General features: G+C 72.2%; 18 protein-coding genes. 7 read left to right on the top strand and 11 right to left on the bottom strand.

All coding sequences use genetic code 11. From position 1 onward, the window contains the following. Window positions 1-96: 96 nt before the first annotated feature. Entirely contained in the window at window positions 97-969 is an 873-nt protein-coding gene (locus SM452_RS11270; RefSeq protein WP_355512068.1) for a helix-turn-helix domain-containing protein, read from the top strand. Between the two features lie 39 nt (window positions 970-1,008). On the opposite strand, the gene fmdA is transcribed toward SM452_RS11270, so the two are convergent. Together fmdA and SM452_RS11260 are read right to left on the bottom strand one after the other, a co-directional pair. After that, complete coding sequence (gene fmdA, locus SM452_RS11265) at window positions 1,009-2,262, bottom strand: formamidase (protein WP_463839860.1); 1,254 nt, start codon at window positions 2,260-2,262, stop codon at window positions 1,009-1,011. A 21-nt stretch (window positions 2,263-2,283) separates the two neighbouring features. Beyond that, on the bottom strand, window positions 2,284-2,562 hold the full coding sequence (locus tag SM452_RS11260) for an FmdB family zinc ribbon protein (RefSeq protein WP_402812482.1): 279 nt from the start codon (window positions 2,560-2,562) through the stop codon (window positions 2,284-2,286). Window positions 2,563-2,764: 202 nt separating this feature from the next. Here SM452_RS11260 and SM452_RS11255 point away from each other — a divergent pair, with 202 nt between their 5' ends. Beyond that, the gene (locus SM452_RS11255) at window positions 2,765-3,949 is read left to right on the top strand and encodes a cellulose binding domain-containing protein (RefSeq protein ID WP_463839859.1); all 1,185 of its coding nucleotides are present in this window, start codon (window positions 2,765-2,767) and stop codon (window positions 3,947-3,949) included. 11 nt (window positions 3,950-3,960) lie between these two features. Beyond that, window positions 3,961-5,085 carry a glycoside hydrolase family 53 protein gene (locus tag SM452_RS11250; RefSeq protein WP_463839858.1) on the top strand — a complete coding sequence of 375 codons (1,125 nt, stop codon included), beginning with the start codon at window positions 3,961-3,963 and terminating at the stop codon, window positions 5,083-5,085. A gap of 36 nt (window positions 5,086-5,121) precedes the next feature. Here SM452_RS11250 and SM452_RS11245 read toward each other — a convergent pair whose 3' ends face one another. Next, window positions 5,122-5,526 (bottom strand): DoxX family protein, encoded by a 405-nt coding sequence (locus SM452_RS11245; RefSeq protein ID WP_355512058.1) that lies wholly within the window; start codon window positions 5,524-5,526, stop codon window positions 5,122-5,124. Between the two features lie 112 nt (window positions 5,527-5,638). After that, a complete protein-coding gene (locus tag SM452_RS11240; protein WP_262012090.1) occupies window positions 5,639-6,211 on the bottom strand; it encodes a hypothetical protein in 573 nt (190 codons plus the stop codon). Window positions 6,212-6,412: 201 nt separating this feature from the next. Between SM452_RS11240 and SM452_RS11235 the strand changes: the two genes are divergently transcribed. After that, window positions 6,413-7,582 (top strand): zinc metalloprotease, encoded by a 1,170-nt coding sequence (locus SM452_RS11235; protein WP_262012092.1) that lies wholly within the window; start codon window positions 6,413-6,415, stop codon window positions 7,580-7,582. Window positions 7,583-7,649: 67 nt separating this feature from the next. On the opposite strand, the gene SM452_RS11230 is transcribed toward SM452_RS11235, so the two are convergent. Next, window positions 7,650-8,111 carry an SRPBCC family protein gene (locus tag SM452_RS11230; RefSeq protein WP_355512054.1) on the bottom strand — a complete coding sequence of 154 codons (462 nt, stop codon included), beginning with the start codon at window positions 8,109-8,111 and terminating at the stop codon, window positions 7,650-7,652. 152 nt (window positions 8,112-8,263) lie between these two features. Between SM452_RS11230 and SM452_RS11225 the strand changes: the two genes are divergently transcribed. Together SM452_RS11225 and SM452_RS11220 are read left to right on the top strand one after the other, a co-directional pair. Further along, window positions 8,264-9,127 carry a DUF6745 domain-containing protein gene (locus tag SM452_RS11225; RefSeq protein ID WP_463839857.1) on the top strand — a complete coding sequence of 288 codons (864 nt, stop codon included), beginning with the start codon at window positions 8,264-8,266 and terminating at the stop codon, window positions 9,125-9,127. 240 nt (window positions 9,128-9,367) lie between these two features. Then, window positions 9,368-10,633 carry a cellulose-binding domain-containing protein gene (locus SM452_RS11220; protein ID WP_355512050.1) on the top strand — a complete coding sequence of 422 codons (1,266 nt, stop codon included), beginning with the start codon at window positions 9,368-9,370 and terminating at the stop codon, window positions 10,631-10,633. Window positions 10,634-10,707: 74 nt separating this feature from the next. On the opposite strand, the gene SM452_RS11215 is transcribed toward SM452_RS11220, so the two are convergent. Next, entirely contained in the window at window positions 10,708-11,547 is an 840-nt protein-coding gene (locus SM452_RS11215; RefSeq protein WP_355512048.1) for a helix-turn-helix transcriptional regulator, read from the bottom strand. A gap of 86 nt (window positions 11,548-11,633) precedes the next feature. On the opposite strand from SM452_RS11215, the gene SM452_RS11210 reads away from it, so the two are divergent. After that, entirely contained in the window at window positions 11,634-12,413 is a 780-nt protein-coding gene (locus SM452_RS11210) for an SDR family NAD(P)-dependent oxidoreductase (RefSeq protein ID WP_355512046.1), read from the top strand. Window positions 12,414-12,419: 6 nt separating this feature from the next. Here SM452_RS11210 and SM452_RS11205 read toward each other — a convergent pair whose 3' ends face one another. The 5 genes from SM452_RS11205 to SM452_RS11185 all read right to left on the bottom strand — a co-directional run bounded on the left by SM452_RS11205 (window position 12,420) and on the right by SM452_RS11185 (window position 18,464). Next, complete coding sequence (locus tag SM452_RS11205; RefSeq protein ID WP_355512044.1) at window positions 12,420-13,118, bottom strand: DUF4386 domain-containing protein; 699 nt, start codon at window positions 13,116-13,118, stop codon at window positions 12,420-12,422. 148 nt (window positions 13,119-13,266) lie between these two features. Further along, window positions 13,267-14,355, bottom strand: a complete 1,089-nt coding sequence (locus SM452_RS11200) for a TFIIB-type zinc ribbon-containing protein (protein WP_463839856.1) — start codon at window positions 14,353-14,355, stop codon at window positions 13,267-13,269. Then, complete coding sequence (locus SM452_RS11195; protein WP_463839855.1) at window positions 14,352-15,479, bottom strand: SPFH domain-containing protein; 1,128 nt, start codon at window positions 15,477-15,479, stop codon at window positions 14,352-14,354. The genes SM452_RS11200 and SM452_RS11195 overlap by 4 nt, the downstream gene beginning before the upstream one ends. A 123-nt stretch (window positions 15,480-15,602) precedes the next feature. Continuing rightward, window positions 15,603-16,604 carry a glycosyltransferase family 2 protein gene (locus SM452_RS11190; RefSeq protein ID WP_410054881.1) on the bottom strand — a complete coding sequence of 334 codons (1,002 nt, stop codon included), beginning with the start codon at window positions 16,602-16,604 and terminating at the stop codon, window positions 15,603-15,605. A 48-nt stretch (window positions 16,605-16,652) separates the two neighbouring features. Next, on the bottom strand, window positions 16,653-18,464 hold the full coding sequence (locus SM452_RS11185) for a hypothetical protein (protein WP_463839854.1): 1,812 nt from the start codon (window positions 18,462-18,464) through the stop codon (window positions 16,653-16,655). Between the last annotated feature and the right edge of the window lie 22 nt (window positions 18,465-18,486).

Raw genomic sequence — 18,486 nt, 5'->3', positions numbered from 1 at the left:
TCCTTCGGGTCTCAACACAGAGGTGCAGCCCCGCTGGGCTGCAGAGCTTAGGCTAGCCTTACTTCCGGGGGCGGAATGTCGCCGAGAGGTCAACCGATGTCGGGGAGAGGTCAGAGCGTGATGGTCACCGGCCCGATCACGGCGGATCCGGTCAGCTGCGAGGAATTCGGCTATGGCCTCGGCCGCCCCGACGGCATCCTGCTCCTGCGCTACCGGTCGGTGACCCGGCTGGCGTTCGCCGAGAACCGGGAGGACTTCCTGCACCAGTTTTACTGGTCACCGGACGGTCTGCTCTCCGCCCGCCAGGGTCGGCACACCACCTTCCTCGGGCCGGACGAGGTCTTCTGGGTGCACCGGGCCGTGACCCACGAGGTGCACGCGGCGGACCGGCAGACGGTCTACCGGATCTGCCTGCGCGAGGTGCCCGGTGCCCTCGACGGGCTGGGGGCCGGCGTCGCCACCGTCGACGCCGAGGCCGCTCGGCTCGTCCTCGCGCTCACCACCGCCGGCTACGACGAACGCGACGCCCCCGCCGCCCGCAGCCGCATCATGGCCGGGCTCGCCCTCCGCTCCGACCCCGACGACCGGCAGCCCGGCGGTACGGGCGTCGCGCTGGCGGTCGCCACGGCCCTGGCCCGCGACCCGGGTGACACGACAGGGCTCGCCGAGTGGGCCGACCGCCTGCACGTCAGCGTCAAGACGCTGCAACGCGACTTCGACCGCGAGTTTGGCATGTCGTACTCGCAGTGGCGCACGAAGCTGCGCCTGCGCGCGTCGCTGGCGCTGCTGGAGACCCGGCCGGTCGGCGAGGTCGCCCGCCGCATCGGGTACGCCAGCCCCTCCGCGTTCATCTCCGCCTTCGCCCGGGAGTACGGCTACACGCCGGGTCGCGCCGCAGCGATGCGGCGCACCGCCGACATCCCCGCGCCCCGCGCGGCGGGGAGCTTCCGGCGCCCGCCCGCCCCCTGAGCAGCCCTGTCCTGCCGGAACGGTGGCGTGGTCACCTGCTCAGCTCATGGTGGCCTTCGGGGCGCCCTTGCCCGGGTCGATCCGGGTCGGACCGGCGGCCGAGGGGCGGATGTCGAAGTCGAAGATCTCGGTGGGCAGGTAGACGGTCGCGCAGGAGTTGGGGATGTCCACCACGCCGGAGAGCCGGCCCTCGATCGGTGCGGCACCGAGCAGCAGGTACGCCTGTTCCGGCTGGTAGCCGAAGCGGGTCAGGTAGTCGATGGCGTGCAGGCAGGCGCGCTGGTAGGCGAGTTGCGAGTCGAGGTACCGCTGTTCGCCGTCGAGGGTGACCGAGAGCCCGGAGAAGGCCAGCCACTGGCTGAACTGCGGCGGGGTGTCGCCCGGGATGAAGATCGTGTTCTCGGCGACGCCGTACGTCTGCATGCCGTTCTTGATCACGTCGACGTGCAGGTCGACGAAGCCGCCCATCTCGATGGCGCCGCAGAAGGTGATCTCTCCGTCGCCCTGGGAGAAGTGCAGGTCGCCGAGGGACAGGTTGGCCCCCGGTACGAACACCGGGTAGAAGACCCGGCTGCCGACGGTGAAGTTCTTGATGTCCTGGTTCCCGCCGTTCTCCCGGGGCGGAGCGGTTCGCGCCGCCTCCGCGGCCACCCGGTCGAAGTCGGCGCCGGTGAGGCTGCCGAGGATCGCGTCCTGCGGCTCGGGAGGCAGGGCCAGCGGCGGCACCCGGTCGGGCGCGGTGGCGATCAATGCCCCCTCCCGCTGGTTCCAGGTCGCGAGCAGCGACGCGGACGGGGCGGTGCCCATCAGTCCCGGGTGGGATATCCCGGTGAACGAGACGCCGGGGATGTGCCGGGAGGTGGCCTTGCGGCCGGTGAAGTCCCAGACCGCCTTGTAGGCGTCGGGGAACTGCTCGGTCAGGAAGCCGCCGCCGTTGCCGGTGGGGAAGATGCCCGTGTAACCCCAGCCCTGGCCGGCCAGCGGACCGGACTCCTGGGGGATCGGGCCCATGTCGAGGATGTCGACCATGAGCAGGTCGCCCGGCTCGGCGCCCTCCACGGCGAACGGGCCGCTGAGAGCGTGCACCCGGGTCAGCGGGGCGTCCCGGATGTCCTCGGCGGAGTCGTCGTTGTGGATCGCGCCGTCGAACCACTCGCGGCAGTGGACACGGAACGACTGTCCGGGCCGTACCGTCGCCACGGGCGGGACGTCGGGATGCCAGCGGTTGTGCCCGACCTTCTCCTGGTCGGTGAACCTCTTCGTGGAGTCGAGAGAGAACAGCAGTTCAGGCACGGCGTTGAGCCCTTCTCGTGGTCACCATCGGGGCAGGCGGGCGTGGGCCGGGTTCGTCGAGCGGCGCGCCGGGCGACGGCCGGGCACCCGCCCGACCACCTCCGGCTGTTCCGCGCTGCGCTCGGTCCGGTCCACGGCCTCGCGCAGCGCCGCCGGCATGCGGGCGAGCCGCGGTGCGGAGAACACCCGCGTCGCCGGAGACCCGCATCGGGGGCAGCTCGTCGACGGCCCCGCGGTGCCGACCGGCATCACGACGTCGAAGCTGCCGTCCTGCGGGCAGCGGTACTCGAAGGTGGCCATCGCCGCTTCCCGTCCAGCCGCTCGTGCGTGCGGTGGCCGTTCCGCAGCGGCTCACCCTGTCGTCCCGATTGTGGCTGATTGCTGACATAAGCGGCGCAAAACGATGAATCAGGCAGAGGTTGCGCCCCGCGACGGGCTGCCGCGCCGACCGAGGCGTGGGATACGTTGGCGATCATCGATGTATTGGCGGCATCGTCGACGTATGGCTGCCGTCTCGTCGTCCTCGCTGTTCCGCCGCCTGCGGCCGGGTCTGCCGGCCGCCGTCGTGCTGTCCGCCGCCGTGCTCGGCACCGCACTGATCGCCGTGCCGTCGGCCGGCGCCGGCACCGCGTACCCCGCTGCCGCGCCGGCGCCCGGCGGCGCGGCAGTGCCCGCCGCGGACCCGACCGGGACCGTCTCGCCGCCCACGTCGACGCCCAGCACGCCCGAACCGCCCAGCACCACGCCGTTCCCGCCGAGCCCGCCCACGAACCTGACCGCCACGCAGGTGCGGACCACCTCGGTCACCCTCACCTGGACGGCCGCCACGCGCGGCTGCTGCCCCGTCGTCGGGTACGACATCACCTACTACCAGGCGTTCGACGACGTGATCTACAGCCTCGGCCTCGGCGACGTCACCACCGCCACGATCACCAACTACATCCAGCCGGGCCGGCAGTACTCGTTCCGGGTGTCGGCCCGCGACGGCGACGGCCGCCGCTCGGCCGCCACCGACACGCTGACGGTGGTCACCCCGGTGACTGACACCGGCCCGGACACCACCCCGCCGAGCGCCCCGCAGAACCTCACAGTCGGCGAGGTCACCGGCTCCGCCGCCACGCTGTCCTGGGCGCCGTCGACGGACGACGTCGGCGTGCTCGGGTACAACGTCTACCGGTTCGACGGCTGGTTCACCTCGACGCTCGTCGCCACCGTGCCGGGGACCACGTACACCGGGCCGTTGCCCCCGTCGACGCCGCTGCGCACCCTGTACTACGTGCGGGCCCGGGACGCCGCCGGCAACGTGTCGATCGCCTCCAACACGGTCACCGTGCCCACGACGTCCACTCCACCGCCACCGCCGCCCTCGACCTGCCGGGTGACCTACCGGAACCAGTCCGAGTGGGCCGGTGGCTTCGTGGCCACGGTGACGGTGCAGAACACCGGGACGGCGCCAGTCGACGGCTGGATCGTCACGTTCGGATTCCCCGGCGACCAGCAGGTCACCAACGCCTGGAACGCCACAGTCGGGCAGACCGGCGCCACAGTGACCGCCCGCAACGTCGACTGGAACCGGGTCATCGCGTCGAACGGATCCGCGACCTTCGGCTTCCAGGGCCGGTGGGGCGCCAGCGACGCGCCGCCGACCGCGTTCTCGCTCAACGGCGCCCCGTGCACCGTCGGCTGAGAGGGAGTCTCGTGACCACACGCCACCGCCGCCGCGCCCTGGTCGGGGCCGTCACGGCCGTCGTCCTCGCCGTCACCACCACGTTCGGGGGTACGCCCACGCCGGTCGCCGCCGCGAACACGCTCAGCATGCGCGGTGCCGACGTCTCCTCGTTGCAGCGCAGCCTGGACCTGGGCGCGAAGTACTACGACGCGGGCGGGGTGGCCCGTGACCCGCTGGACATCCTGCGGTCCGTCGGTCTCAACTACGTCCGGCTGCGCGTCTGGAACAACCCGGCCAGTGGCTACAACAACAAGACCAAGGTGCTGGCCCAGGCACGCGTCGCGAAGGCCAAAGGCCTCAAGGTGCTGATCGACTTCCACTACTCCGACACCTGGGCCGACCCCGGTAAGCAGTACAAGCCGGCCGCCTGGGCCGGGCACAGCCTCGGTCAGCTGCGCAACGACGTGTACGCCTTCACCTACGACGTCTGCGCCGCCCTGCGCGGGCAGGGCACCCTGCCGGACAGCGTGCAGATCGGCAACGAGATCAACGTCGGGATGCTGTGGAACGAGGGCAAGGTCGTGAACAACGACTTCGCCCCGCTGGCCGGGCTGCTCAAGCAGGGCTACAACGCGGTGAAGACGTGCGGCGGCGGCATCCCCGTCATGATCCACACCGCGAACGCCGACAGCAACGCCAACGCCCGCTGGTTCTACGACGGCATCCGCGCCCAGGGCGTGCAGTGGGACATGACGGCCCTGTCGTACTACTGCATGTGGCACGGCAGCCTGGCGAACCTCTACAACAACATCGTCGACCTGCGGAACCGCTACGGGAAGCCGGTGGTGATCGTGGAGACCGCGTACCCCTTCACCCGGGACGACGCGGACGGCCAGCCGAACGTGATCGGCGACGCCACCTGCGACGGCATCAGCACGACGTGGGCCGGGCAGGCCCAGCAGTTCGACTGGGTCCAGAACACCGCGCGCAACGCCGGCGCGCTCGGGGTCTTCTACTGGGAACCCACCTGGTACGCCGTCCCCGGCAACGGCTGGGACCCGGCGAACATCAACGGAACCGGGAACGGGTGGGACAACATGGCCCTCTTCGACTGGTCCGGGCGGGTGAACCCGGGGGTGCGCTGGACGCCCTGACCGGCCGCCGGACGCACCCCCTGGTGGACCGCCCGCTCATCGCCTGAAGAGCCGGCCTATCGAGTCGCGTCGGCCCCAGGCGATGAACACGAACAGGAAGAACAGCACCACCGGTGTGAGGACCAGCGCGCCGCCGTCCAGGATGAACGCCTGGGTGACGGCGGCGCCGATCATGAGCAGCGCGAGCCCGACAGCGGCCAGGCCGGCCAGCCTCGGCACGAGCAGCCCGATGCCGCCGGCCAGTTCCAGCAGGCCGACGAAATACCGGAACCAGGGCGCGGCGCCCATGTCCTCGAAGGTCTGGACCGCGTTCGTCTCGCCGAACAGCTTGGGGCCGGCCGAGGCGACGATGAAGAAGACGCCGAGGAAGCCCTGGAGCACCCACAGCGTCCGGTGCAATCCGCGGGCGACGGGCTGGGGAGTGGTGTCGGCAACGGTCATGGTTCTCGTCCCTCCTGGCGGTCTGCCGGTTCTCCGTATCCGATCGGATACACAGTTCAGACCGGCCAGGGCGGGCGAACTCATCGCACCCGGAGCGGGACGAAGTCCAGAATCAGCTGCGGGGGGCCTCGGGCTGGTGGTCCTCGGGGGATGCGAGGCGTTGCTGCAGGCGGTCGGACTGGGCGACTGATCCGCCGCTCACGCCCAGGCCGCGTCGAGCCGCATCATAGAAGCGGTCACGGCTCGCGTTGGCCTGCTGATAGAGGCCGCTCAGCGGCTCGGTGGTCTCCCCGACCTCGCGGGCTCGGTGCTCCAGTCGCCAGACCGCCTCGCGCCAGTCCTGCGCGGCGGCGACTGTGGCGGCGTCCCCGAGCAGCAACAGGCGTTCCCACGCGAGGGTGTGCCTGATGTCGGCGTCGGCGAGCCGGGGCAGCGCCGCGGCTTTGTCAAACCCTGAGCGGTACTTGTCGCCGTCCGCCGCGGACAGGACCCGCAGCGAGATCGCCTGGATCTCCTTGAGCACCTGTGCGAACTCGCCGTACGCCTCCAGTCGTCGTTCGTCCCACCGTACGGACTGACCGCGCTTCCACTGACTTCTGGTGGACAGGAAGGTCACCAGACCCGTACCGAGGGCACCGACGACGACGCCGAGCAGCGCCGGCAACTGTGAGACGAACGCGTCCATCGGCGCAAGAGTGTCATCCGGCGTCAACGCACGCGGGATGACACAGCTTCGGAGCGAGAATGGAGCGTCAGACGGTCTCGGCCGTGAAGGCGCCGGCCTCGGCACGCAGCTCCGGTCGCATCAGGCCGTACCGCAGGGTCGTGGCCGGGCGCGAGGGCGCGTGTACCCCCGCGGCCGCCCGTCCGGCCGTACCCTCTCCTGGTGAAGCTCCGCCGCCGGCTGGTCGCCGTGTCACTCCTCCTGGCGGTGGAGACGGCGGCGTTCGCGCTGCTCGTCACCGAGTCCGTGACGGATGCGATCGCCGCAGCCGGCCTCACCTGCGCGTCGCTGTGGCTGCACCTCGTCCTGCACGAGTGCGGGCACCTCGTCGTGGCGAAGCTGCTGCGTCTACCGGTCGTCGCGGTCCGCATCGCGCCGTTCAACGGTTGGCGCAACGAGGTGGCGGTCCGGCCTTCGCCGTCGATGCCGGGGTTGCCGCTGCGGATGGTGCTGTTCAATCTCGGTGGCCCGCTGACCAACCTGTGCGTCGCGACGGCACTCGCCGTCGCGTCGACGTCCACCGGTACGGCGTTGACGCGGTTGACGTTGCTCTGCGCCGCGTTCGTCGGGGCGCTGCTCGGCCTGACCAACCTCCTCCTTCCGGGGCGTTCGACCTGCAGCGACGGCCAGAACCTGCTCCGCTGGCTCCGGGCTCCGGCAGCCGCCCGTGACGGGCTGCGGGCGGGTTACTACCAGGAGGAGGTGATCAGGGCACTGTGGGCGGTCACCCGAGCGGGTGGTGACGTCCACCGGGTCGGGATTCAGCCGCGGGCCGGCAGCGATCCGCTCGCTGCCTACCAGCAGAGACTGATGGCGGAATCCACCCGGTCGGCGGAACTGATCACGGAGGCGGAGCGGCTCGCGGCGCTGGCTCGCGCGGGCAGCACCGATCCCGCGACCGCCGCGGCCATCGGGCAGATGCTGAGCGTCCAGTTCGGGCTGTGGTACCTGTACGCCGCGGTGGTGACCGGTTCGCCGGTGGCATGGCGGGAGGTGCGGGAGATCTCGGAACTCGCCGGGATCGCCGCCCGGACACAGCCGCACGCGTTCTCCGCCCGGATCGCGATGAGCCTGGCACATCTGCTCAACCAGCGGCCCGAGGATGCGCGTTCGCTGCTCCTCGACGTCCGCCCGGGTGCCGAGCCGGTCGACCTCTGTGCCGTCGCGCTCCTTCTGCGGGCGGCCGCCGAGTCGTACCTCGGCAACCACGCCGACGCGGACCACCTTCTCCGCGCGGCCCGCGACGACTACCCGCAGCTGGCGCAGCTCGTGGCCGCGATCCGGGCAACCGATCCGGCACCGCCCCTGTTCGCGCCGGTGGCCGGCGCCTGACCGGTTCGCCGAGCCGGCAGCGGCGGCCGGACGGCGGGGACGCCGCTTTCGTTTGCGGCGGGCGTGGTCAGTCCTCGAAGCCCGCCGGGTGGGCGTCGCCGACGGCGTTCAGCAGCACGCCCTGCTCCAGCAGCGCCTTGCAGGCGCAGAGGACCATGGTGAAGCCGCCCATCGAGTCGATCGCCTTGCTCACGGCCTGGTCGGCGGTGCCGGCGAAGCCGGTCTCGGTGACCCGGACCAGCGTGGTGTCGTCCGCACCCGGCAGGAACCGCCACTCGACCCGGGTGGGGGACTCCGGATCCCACTCGACCAGGATGCGGCGGTTCTCCTCCACGTCCTTGACCGTCACGACCGTGGAGACGCCGTACATCTCCCAGTCCCAGGTGACGACGGCACCGGGTTCCAGCCGGCCGCTGCTCCTGGTGAACCAGAACCTCGTGGTCACCGCCGGGTCGGCGAACGCCTGGAAGACCTCGGCGGCGGGCCGGCGGATGAGCATCTGCGCGGTGATGGCAGGGGGTCGGGTCAAACGGTCACTGTCCACGGGCAACGGTGTTCCCTTCTCTCCGGGCCGGGCACTGCGGATGCGGTCACGGTACGGAATTCGCTTGAGCGGTGCCGAGACATGGGTCAGAGTCGTTCCATGATCTCCTACCGGAAGGGCGGCGACGCCCCGGCGCGATGAGCGCCTCCCCGCGGCGCGACGACGCCGCGAAGATCCCGTACGAACTGTGGCAGCAGGCCGTCCGGATCCGCCAGGAATGGCTCGACCACGCCCTGTCCACACAGCCGGCCGACCGGCAGACCGCCGAGCGTTGCCTGACCGCCGTCTACGCGAGGGCGTCGCGGCCGCGACCTCGCTTCGAATGGGTCGACTCGCCGGCGAAGGCACTGCCTCTGGTGAGCGGCTGGCCCACCCTCGACCGGCTACACGAGCGCATCCGGGCGGTGCGGCCGCCCCGGACGCCGCTGCTGGCGAGCGACATCGCCATGGTCGTCTCCCAGCTCCGGGGCGCGCTCAGCGCGGGCGTCGTGCACACCGATCCCGAGCTGTCGCCCGCGCGCCGGGGCAAGGCCAAGGAGCCGTGGCCCGAGCTGGCGCCGCAGCGGGCGTTCGACGGCGGCGTACCGCTCGCCGTCGTGCTGCACCAGGGGGTACGCGCGGCGCTGCACCGCAGCCTCGCGCACGGGTTCTACCTACCGGTGCGTGCGGCGCTCGCGGGTGACGGTCCGGTGCCCGTGTGCTGGTACGGGCAGCAGGACGCGTCCTGGATCGCCTACTACGACGTGCTGCGCCGGCTCGGCCTCGCCCGGTACGGGCCGGACGAGGCCGGACACCTGGACACCTGGGCCGACCTGGCCCGCTCCTGCGGCTGGTGGTGGCCGGGGGAGGACGTCTGCGTCGTGGTGGACCGGCCACAGGTGATCCGGACCGAGCCGGTCCCCGGTACGCCGCACGACCGGGTCCGGCTGCGACCCGGCGGCGTGCGCTACCGCGACGGCTGGCAACCCCTGCGCAGCGGCGTGGGCGCCGATCCGGGATGACGGGCATCCGCGCGGGCGGAGGCCTTGATTGGATAGGCGACGGTAAATAGATTGGGCTCGGGCGCCGCCGAGGTCCGCGAGAACCGGACCCCGGCGGCTGACCGGGCCGCCTTCGAGCCGGGCACATCGGTCGTACGCATCGACCACTCACCGTGGCGCACCGCCGCGCCGCACCCTCGCGCACCGCCGCGTCCGACGAGGACGCGCGGCTGCGCCCTGTCCGACGCCGAAGGACTTCCCATGACGATTCTCCGTGCCCGCCCCGCCCCGCTCGTGGCGGCCGTCGCCGCGCTGGCCGCCGTCACCGCGGCCGGTACGGCCCTGCTCACCGGCCCGGCCGTAGCCGCACAGGGCTGCCGGGTCGACTACACACCCAACCAGTGGCCCGGCGGGTTCACCGCGAACATCACTGTGTCACCGGGCGACACCGCCGTGTCCGGCTGGACCGTCACCTGGACGTATGCCGGGGACGAGCGCGTCACGAACGGCTGGAACGCCACAGTGAGCCAGTCCGGGTCGACGGTTACCGCCCGCAGCATGTCGTACAACGGCAGCATCCCGGCCGGCGGCTCGACCGGGTTCGGCGTGCAGGGCACGTACGGCACCGCCGGCGGCGCGCCGACCGGGTTCAGCCTCAACGGCGTACCGTGCAACGGCGCCGGTCCGACCACGCCGCCGCCCACCACGACGGTGCCGACCACCGCCCCGCCGACCACGCCGCCGTCCACCACCGCGCCGCCCACGACTGCTCCACCGACCACGCCGCCGCCCACGACGCCACCTCCCACGACGCCGCCGCCGACCACCCCGCCGCCGAGCGGGTGCGCGGGGGCGGTGCTCTGCGACGGCTTCGAGAACCAGACCGGCTCGACGCCGTCGGGCGACTGGAGCGTGGTGAGCCCGGACTGTTCCGGCGCCGGCACGGCCACCATCGACACGTCCACCACGCACAGCGGCAGCCGCGCGGTACGGATCAACGGCGCGGCCGGGTACTGCAACCACGTGTTCGTCCGGACCACGAAGAACCTCAGCGGCCTGGGCGGCGTCAGGTACGCCCGGATCTGGGTGCGGCACACCACCGCCCAGCCCACCGACCACACCACGATGATCACCATGACGGATGCCGCCGACGGCAACCGCGACCTGCGGCTGGGCGGCCAGAACGGCGCGCTGCAGTGGAACCGCGCCTCCGACGACGCCACGCTGCCCGAGCAGAGCCCGGCCGGGGTGGCACAGAGCGTGCCGCTGCCCACCAACCGCTGGGCCTGCCTGGAGTTCATGGTGGACGGTTCGGCCGGCCAGTTGCGTACCTGGCTGGACGGTGTCGCCGTGACCGGGCTGACCGCCGACGGCGTACCGACGCACGACATCGACGGCCAGTGGTACAACCGCACCTGGCGACCGCAGCTCACCGACCTGAAGCTGGGCTGGGAGAGCTACGGCGGCGGCGCCGACACCCTCTGGTACGACGACGTGGCGATGGGCTCCACCCGTATCGGCTGCTGACCCACCGCGAGTGGTACGCCGCGGGTGCCGGAGGCCGCCCGGACACCCGTGGCGTTCCACCGAGGGCGGGCGGGTCAGTGCTCGACGGTCATCCGCTGGGTGCCGATCACGGAGAGCAGCCGCAGCGCCTCCTCCGAGGGGGAGCCGGGCGTGGCGGTGTAGATGACCACCTGCTGGTCGCGGTCGGTGATGTCGAGGACGTCGCAGTTGACAGTCACCGGCCCGACCAGCGGATGCCGGAATGTCTTGCACAGCGTCCGTGCGCCGCCCACCTCGTTCGAGGCCCACAGGCGGGCGAACTCCTCGCTCCCGGCGATCAGCTCGGCGATCAGCGCGGCCATCTCCGGGTCGTCCGGATAGCGGGCCGCCGCGGCGCGCAGCCGTCCGACCGAGTGGCGGGCGAACTCGCTCGCGTCCGACACGCCGTACATCAGGTGCGGGCCGAGGAACGCCCGGCGGACCAGGTTGCGGTCCCGCCGGGACACCGCGGAGAAGTCCTCCATGAGCGCTGCCGCGAGGTCGTTCCAGGCGATCACCTCGAACGTCGCCGAGGTCACGAACGCCGCCGCCTGCGGCAGCCGGTGCAGCAGGTCCAGCACGCTCTGGCGTACCTCCCGGGGTGGCCCGGGCGGCGGCCCCGGCGACTCCCCGGCCAGGTGGTGGAGGTGGTCGCGTTCGGCGTCGGAGAGCCGCAACGCGCGGGCCAGCCCGGCCAGCACCTCCCGCGACGGACGCGGACCCCGGCCCTGCTCCAGCCGGGTGTAGTACTCGGTCGAGATGAACGCCAGCCGCGCCGCCTCCTCGCGGCGCAGCCCCGGCGTGCGGCGGCGCTGCCCGGCGGGCAGGCCCACGTCGGCCGGGGCGATCCGCTCCCGCCTGCTGCGCAGGAACACTGCCAGCTCACGTCGGTCCACGACCCCAGTGTGCCCGCGTGCGGCGGCGCGTAACCAGGTACCGCCGGTGCCTGGATGGGCTCCGCGACCGGACGCAGGCTTGCCGCATGGACACCACACGAAACAACCAGGGCCTGCTCACCGGCAAGGTCGCCTTCGTCACCGGCGCCGGGCGCGGCATCGGCGCCGCGGCGGCCCGGCTGTTCGCCGCCGAGGGCGCCCGGGTGCTGCTCGCCGCACGCACCGAGGACCAGCTGAAGGCGGTCACCGAGCAGGTCCGGGCCGCGGGCGGCACCGCCGAGTACGTCGTCTGCGACCTGGCCGACGCGGCAAGCGTGCGCGCCGCCGTCGACCGCACGGTCGAGGTGTACGGGCGCCTCGACGTCGCCTTCAACAACGGCGCGACGATCGTGCCGCCCGGACCGATGGACCGGGTGCGCGAAGAGGACTTCGACCACGTCTACACCGTCAACCTGAAGGGGCCGTGGCTCGCCATGGTCGCCGAGGTCGCGGCGATCCGGGCCACCGCCGGCACCGGCGCGATCGTGAACAACTCCAGCGTCGGCAGCCTCATGGGCAACCCCGCACTGCCCGCGTACGGGGCGATGAAGCGCGCGGTGAACAGCCTCACCGAGTCCGCGGCGATCACCTACGGGCCGGAGGGCATCCGCGTCAACGCGATCGCCCCGGGCAGCACGCTCACCGAGATGATGCGCGCCTGGGACGCGGAGTCGCCCGGGATCATCGACCGCCTCGCGGCCGCCAGCCCGTTGCGCCGGGCCGCCGAGCCCGACGAGATCGCCCAGGCCGCCGCCTGGCTGCTCAGCGACCGCGCCTCCTTCGTCACCGGTACGGTGCTGCGGGTCGACGGCGGCGCGCGGGCCTGACCCGGCTCACACGGTGGCGTCCCGGACCGGCCGGGGCTCCACCGCGCCGGCCGTGACGGGGGAGGGCCGGAAGCCCTTGACGACCAGGTAGACGCCGAGCGAGAACTCCCACACCGCGATGGGGAGCGCGGCGACCGCCGCCACCGCTGACAGCCGGTCCCAGGCGCCGAACAGCGTGCCGAGGTCGGAGGCGACGAGCAGTGGCGCGCCGACGAGCCCGAGCAGCGGCAGCACGCGCGGTACGAGACGCGACTGGTAGAGCAGCGTGCCCAGCAGCAGCGCGTTCACGGCCGGGAGGAGCGCCTGGCTGAGCAGGAACACCGAGTCGTAGAAGGCGACGAGCGTCCGGCCGGTGACGAGCGCGTCCGGCCCGGCGGCGGAGTCCCGCAGCGCGACGAGCGTCAGGATGCTCGCGACGCCGACGAGGATGCCGGCGGCTTCGAGCACCCGGGCGCCGACGAGGCCCAGCGCGCGGGCCGGGCCCTGCTGCCGGAGCACCGGGTACAGCGCGACCGCGGTGCCGATGCAGGCGAGCGCGACGACCATCTCCAGGACGCCGCCGAGGACGACCGGAGCCTGCGACATGGTGCCGAGGACGTAGTCCGGCTCGCGGACCGGGGCGTACAGGCCGACGGTGGGGATCGAGACGAAGGTGAGCAGATAGGCGCCACCCGCGACCAGCGAGGTCTTCCGCAGTGAGTCCATCGGGGCTTCCCTCCGTCGCCGCCCGGCCGATGGTGGTGGTGCCCTCACTCTGCTGTGGACCCGCGCGGCGGCACATCGGCCGCTCGGACATCTCCCCTCGCGCGATGCGCATGGGCCACCGGTGCGGCACACCGGTGGCCCGTACGCGTCAGCGGCTCATCGCGTACGCCACCACGAGCGCGACGAGCGCCAGCGCGGCCAGCACCGCCGCCACGATCTTCGCCGTGCTGTAGGGACGCTCGCCGATGACCTCACCGGTGCGCGCGTTCACCAGAACCTGGTACGACCGGCCCGCGTGCAGGTACGCGGCGATCCACACCGGCAGCAGGATCAGCTTGTACGACACGTCGGAGTACGTGGTGTCCACGGCGGACACCCGCTGCTCGTCACCGCCGATGTCGGACCGGCAGTCCCCCTCGATGACCGGCGCCATCCGCGCCTTCGCCTCGGTCAGGCCCGCCTCGGGCTCGGTGTCGTACCGCAGCGCCTGGTATCCGGCCAGGTAGTCGCCGTGGAACGCGGCCGCCTCGGTCAGCGGCCACGGCGCCAGCTTGTCCAACTGCTCGGTGGGCAGGTGAGTGGTGGCCGGCACCAGCACGTCGTCGAAGTCCCGGCGTACGGTGCCGGCGGCCGGATGCCACCGGGTGTGCCGCACCTGCCGGGTCCGCGTCTCCTGCTTGCCGTCGACCGTCACCGTGTACGTCTCGGTGACGTAGTAGTACTCGCCCCGCTGACCCTGGTAGTCCGACACGGTCCGCGCGTCGAACGTCCAGTGCGGCAGGTACGTGCCCTTGAGCGTCTCCGCGTCGCTGATCTTCTTCAGGCTCCCGGGCGCGAACCAGCGGCTGCGGCACCACTGGCCCAGGGCCGTCCGCACACCGTTGCGGTCGACGGCGAACGGCAGCACCGCCTCCGGCGCGATCAGCTCACCCGCCCCGGCATCGGCCACCAGGGGAGCCGCGCAGAACTGGCAGCGCTGCGCCAGCGCGTCGCTCTCCGTCCGTGCGCCGCAGCCCGGGCAGACGAACGTGTGCGCGCCGACGCTCGCCACCGGCTTGCGGGGCAGCGACGCCAGTTCCGCGTACGCATGCTCGCGCACCTCCCGGCCGGCACCGGCGATCTCCTGCCGGTGCCCGCAGTACGGGCAGCTCAGCGCGGTCGTGCCGGGTGCGAACTCGACCCGGGCGCCGCACCCCCCGCACTGGTAGGAGGGCGGCGAGACAGCCGTGTCGCTCATTGCGGCGGAAGCGGCGGCGGGACGCTGGCGAGCACCGACGCCAGCTCGGGCACCTGCCCGGCGGGCTGCCACTGCGCCATCCCGGTACGCCAGACGAGCGTGTCCGCGCCGAGCGCGCCCGCGTTCGCCTGCTCGGCCAGCGTGCCGAGGTCGTACGGGCCCTGCCGCTGGCCGCCGATGCCCACGTACCACTGGGCCTGGCCCGGCAGCGGCGGCGGCTCGGCGGCGGCCGGCGGCGCGGGGGCCGGCTGGGCCGGCGCCGGCTGCGTGGCCGCGCCACCGCCCATGGTCCGGGCCATCTGCTGGCCCATCGCCATACCGAGGCCCAGGCCGATGCCCGCACCGGCCTCGCCACCCGGGTTGTTCGCCGCGGCCTCCATCGCGTTGGCGGCCTGGAAACGGGTGTACCGGTCCAGGTCGCCGACCGCGCCCATGCTGGTCCGCTTGTCCAGCGCCTGCTCGACCTCCGGCGGCACCGACACGTTCTCGATGACGAACTTGGGGATCGCGATACCGACCTCGGCCAGTTCCTCGGTCAGCACGGCGGCCAGCCGCCGGCCGATCGCGTCCTGGTGCGCGGCGAGGTCCAGCAGCGGCACGCCGGCCGTGGCGAGCGCGCCGCCGAGGCGTCCCACCATGAGTTGCCGCAGGTACTCCTGCACCTCCTCGGTGCGGAACTGCGGGTCGGTGCCGACCAGTTCCCGCAGCAGGCGCGACGCGTCCACCACACGGGCCGCGAAGGCGCCGAATGCCCGTACCCGGACCACGCCGAACTCGGCGTCGCGCAGGATGACCGGGTTCTGGGTGCCCCACTTCATGTCGGTGAACTGCCGGGTGTTGACGAAGTACACCTCGGCCTTGAACGGCGAGTTGAAGCCGTACTTCCAGCCCTTCAGGGTGGACAGGATCGGCAGGTTGCGGGTCTCCAGCGTGTACGTCCCCGGAGTGAAGACGTCGGCGATCTTCCCCTCGTTGACGAACACCGCCGTCTGGGACTCCCGGACGACCAGTTTGGCGCCCATCTTGATCTCGTTCTGATACCGGGGGAACCGCCAGACGATCGTGTCGCGGCTGTCGTCCAGCCACTCGATGATGTCGATGAGTTCGCCCCGGAGCTTGTCCATCAGCCCCATCGCAACCCTTTCCTCGGCGCCGGTCTCCGGCGTCGCGGGCGACCATAGCAACCGCCCGCCACCTGCGAAAAGAGAACGATTCTGCGCCTATCGGCACCCGCCGATCGGGGTTGCTCAGCCGGTTTCGCCGGCCATCGATTCGCCGGTGGCCGTGCGCTGCTCCGGAATCCGGGAGGTCCGGCCGGGAGCATCGACGACGCGCTCGGTCTCCTGCACGAGATAGTGCGGACGGCGTTTGGTCTCGTAGTAGATCCGGCCGATGTACTCGCCGATCACCCCGAGGATCATCATCTGGATGCCGCCGAGCCCGATCACGCTGACGATGATCGTGGTGTAGCCGGGCACGTCGATGCCCTTCTCCACGGCGTCCGCTACGACCCAGGCCATGTAGCCCACCGCGATGAGCGTGAGGAACAGGCCGCCGTAGATCGCCAGGCGCAGCGGCCGGTTGTTGAACGACAGCAGGCCGTCGAACGCGTAGTTGAACAGCTTGCCGAACGTCCAGCGGCTCCGCCCGGCCTGCCGGGTCTCGTTGCGGTGTGCCACCACAGCGGTGCGGAAACCGATCCACGAGAACAGGCCCTTGGAGAAGCGGTTGTACTCCGGCATCGCCAGGATCGCGTTCACCGCGAGCCGGGACAGCAGCCGGAAGTCGCCGGCGCCGTCGAGCAGGCGTACGTCTATCCACCAGTTGACCAGGCGGTAGAAGGAGCGCGAGGCGACCATCCGGATGAACCGGTCACCACGGCGGTCCCGGCGGGCGATCACCTGGTCGAAGCCCTGGCGGTAGAGCATCACCATCTCGGGCAGCAGCCGCGGCGGGTGCTGCAGGTCGGCGTCCATGATGACCACCGCGTCGCCGGTGGCCCGGCGCAGGCCGGCGAGCATGGCCGCCTCCTTGCCGAAGTTGCGGCTCAGCGACGTGTAGCAGACGGCCGGGTCGGCCGCGGCGAGCCGGCGCAGTGCCGCCAGCGTGCCGTCCTCGCTGCCGTCGTCGACGTACACCACCTCGACGTCCACGTCGGTCAGCTCGGCGATCGCGACGCTGAGCATCTCGTGCAGCCGCTCCACCGACGCTTCCTCGTTGAAGCAGGGCACCACCACCGACAACCGCACGGCGCTCACCTCGCCCGGCCCGGGCACGCGGGAACGGCGCCCACGGCGTCAGAGGCGGTAGACAAGCGTGCCATCGACTTCCTCCCGGGTGATGCCCAGCCCGTCGACCGGCCGGGTCTCGATGCCCTCCCACGGCGTACCCGCCGCGCGGCTCGGCACCGCGACGACCGACCGCACGCCGATCCCGCGCAGGTACGCCACGCTGCCCGCGTCGGGGAACGTCGCCACGGCGACCCGCGTCTGGGCCTGGGTGACCGGCTCGAACCCGCCGAGCCCGTTGGTGATCCGGGGGAATCCGTCGGTCGACCACAGCATGTAGTTCAGGTCGCCCACCCCGCCGGCGGGCAGCACCAGCATCGGTTCCGGCGCGGTCCGCATCGCCGCCGGTGGCGTCGGCACCACCGGGTGCGGCGTGCGGTTCACGCCCTCCAGCGTGACCAGGGCTAGCGGCACCAGCAGGACCAGCGCCGCCACCGCCCGGGACGCGCGCGCGGCGGCGGGCCGGCGCCACGACTCGGCAAGCGCTGTCACCAGCCCGGCCGCCAGCACGGCGAGCAGCAGGCTGGTCCAGTGCATCATCCGGCCCGGGGTGCGCAACGCGTCCCAGCCCGGCAGGAGGTTGGACAACGTCAGGTAGCCGGGGTCGCCGTCGCCGCCGAGCGTGGCGCCCAGGCCCAGCAGCACGGTGCCGGTCACGCCGAGCCCCAGCGCGACCCGGTGCCGCACCGGGAACGCCGAGACGAACAACCCCGCCGCGGCCAGCCCGATCAGCGTCATGCCGGGCAGCAGTGCCATCTCCGGCGGCCAGGTCAGCTGCTCGCGGGCGGCGGCGTGCCGTTCCCCCCACAACCACGAGTCGCCGGGCGCGGTGACGAACCCGATCAGCGGCGGGGAGAACATCTTCGTCCAGTCCAGCGAGCGGACGGCCTGCGGGTTGAGGTCGACCACGCGCAGGTAGACCAGCCCGAGCAGCAGCGTCACGGTGCCGAACACGGCGCCGCCGGCCAGGTCGGCGATGAGCAGCCGCCGGCCGAACGGGGGCCGCTCCCGCTTGCGCCACCAGGACCAGCCGTAGCAGCCGGCCGCCACCAGCACGGCGGCCAGCAGGAAGTAGACGAGCGGGAGCCCGATGCCGAAGCCGAGCGTGACCTGCCAGGCCGCGACGAGCCACCCGGCCACCGCCCAGCCGGGCTTGCGGCGTTCCGGCCGGTAGCCGTGGCGTAGCGACCAGCCGTGACCGCGGGCCAGCATCGCCAGCGCCAGCGCGATCCCGCCGCTGGACAGGATGTTCAGGTGACCGGAGTGCGCCAGCCGCCAGGGCGCGTACGCCCACGCGATCCCGGCGACCGCACCGCCCCAGCGGTTGGCGCCGAGCTGCCGGGCCAGCGCGTACGCCCCGAGGAACGCCAGCGCGTGCAGCAGCACGTAGAGCACGTTGTAGCGGATCACCGCGGCCTCGAAGCCGGAGCCGAGCATCCCGAACGGGGCGTACCCGAGCAGGGTGTCGCTGTAGGCGTAGGTGTAGCGCTCCGGATAGAACGTGTTCGAGTTCCAGAGGTTCGCCGGGTCGCTGAGCAGGGCGTGCCCGGACCAGGCGACCTGCCACGCCTGCAACGTCGGGTCGCCGAGGTCGCCGGGGATCGTGGTCGCCGGGTGCCGCATCGTCGGCCAGGTCAGCACCACCGCCAGCAGCAGGCTGCCGAGGATCGCCAGCGTCCACTCCGGGTTCGGACGCCACCGGCGTCTGCCGTCCGCAGGCCGTTCGTCGGAGGGGCGCTCGTCCGAGGGCCGGTCGGCGGGAGGCTGCGCGGGACCGGTGTCCTCAGCGGTCGGCGGGGCGACGGCGGGCCGGATCTTCATGGGATAGATGCTTCACGATGCT

This window comes from Micromonospora sp. SYSU B005, assembly GCF_055362685.1.
The sequence above is the reverse complement of the archived record's forward strand: the minus strand, read 5'-3'. Positions and strand labels throughout refer to the sequence as shown.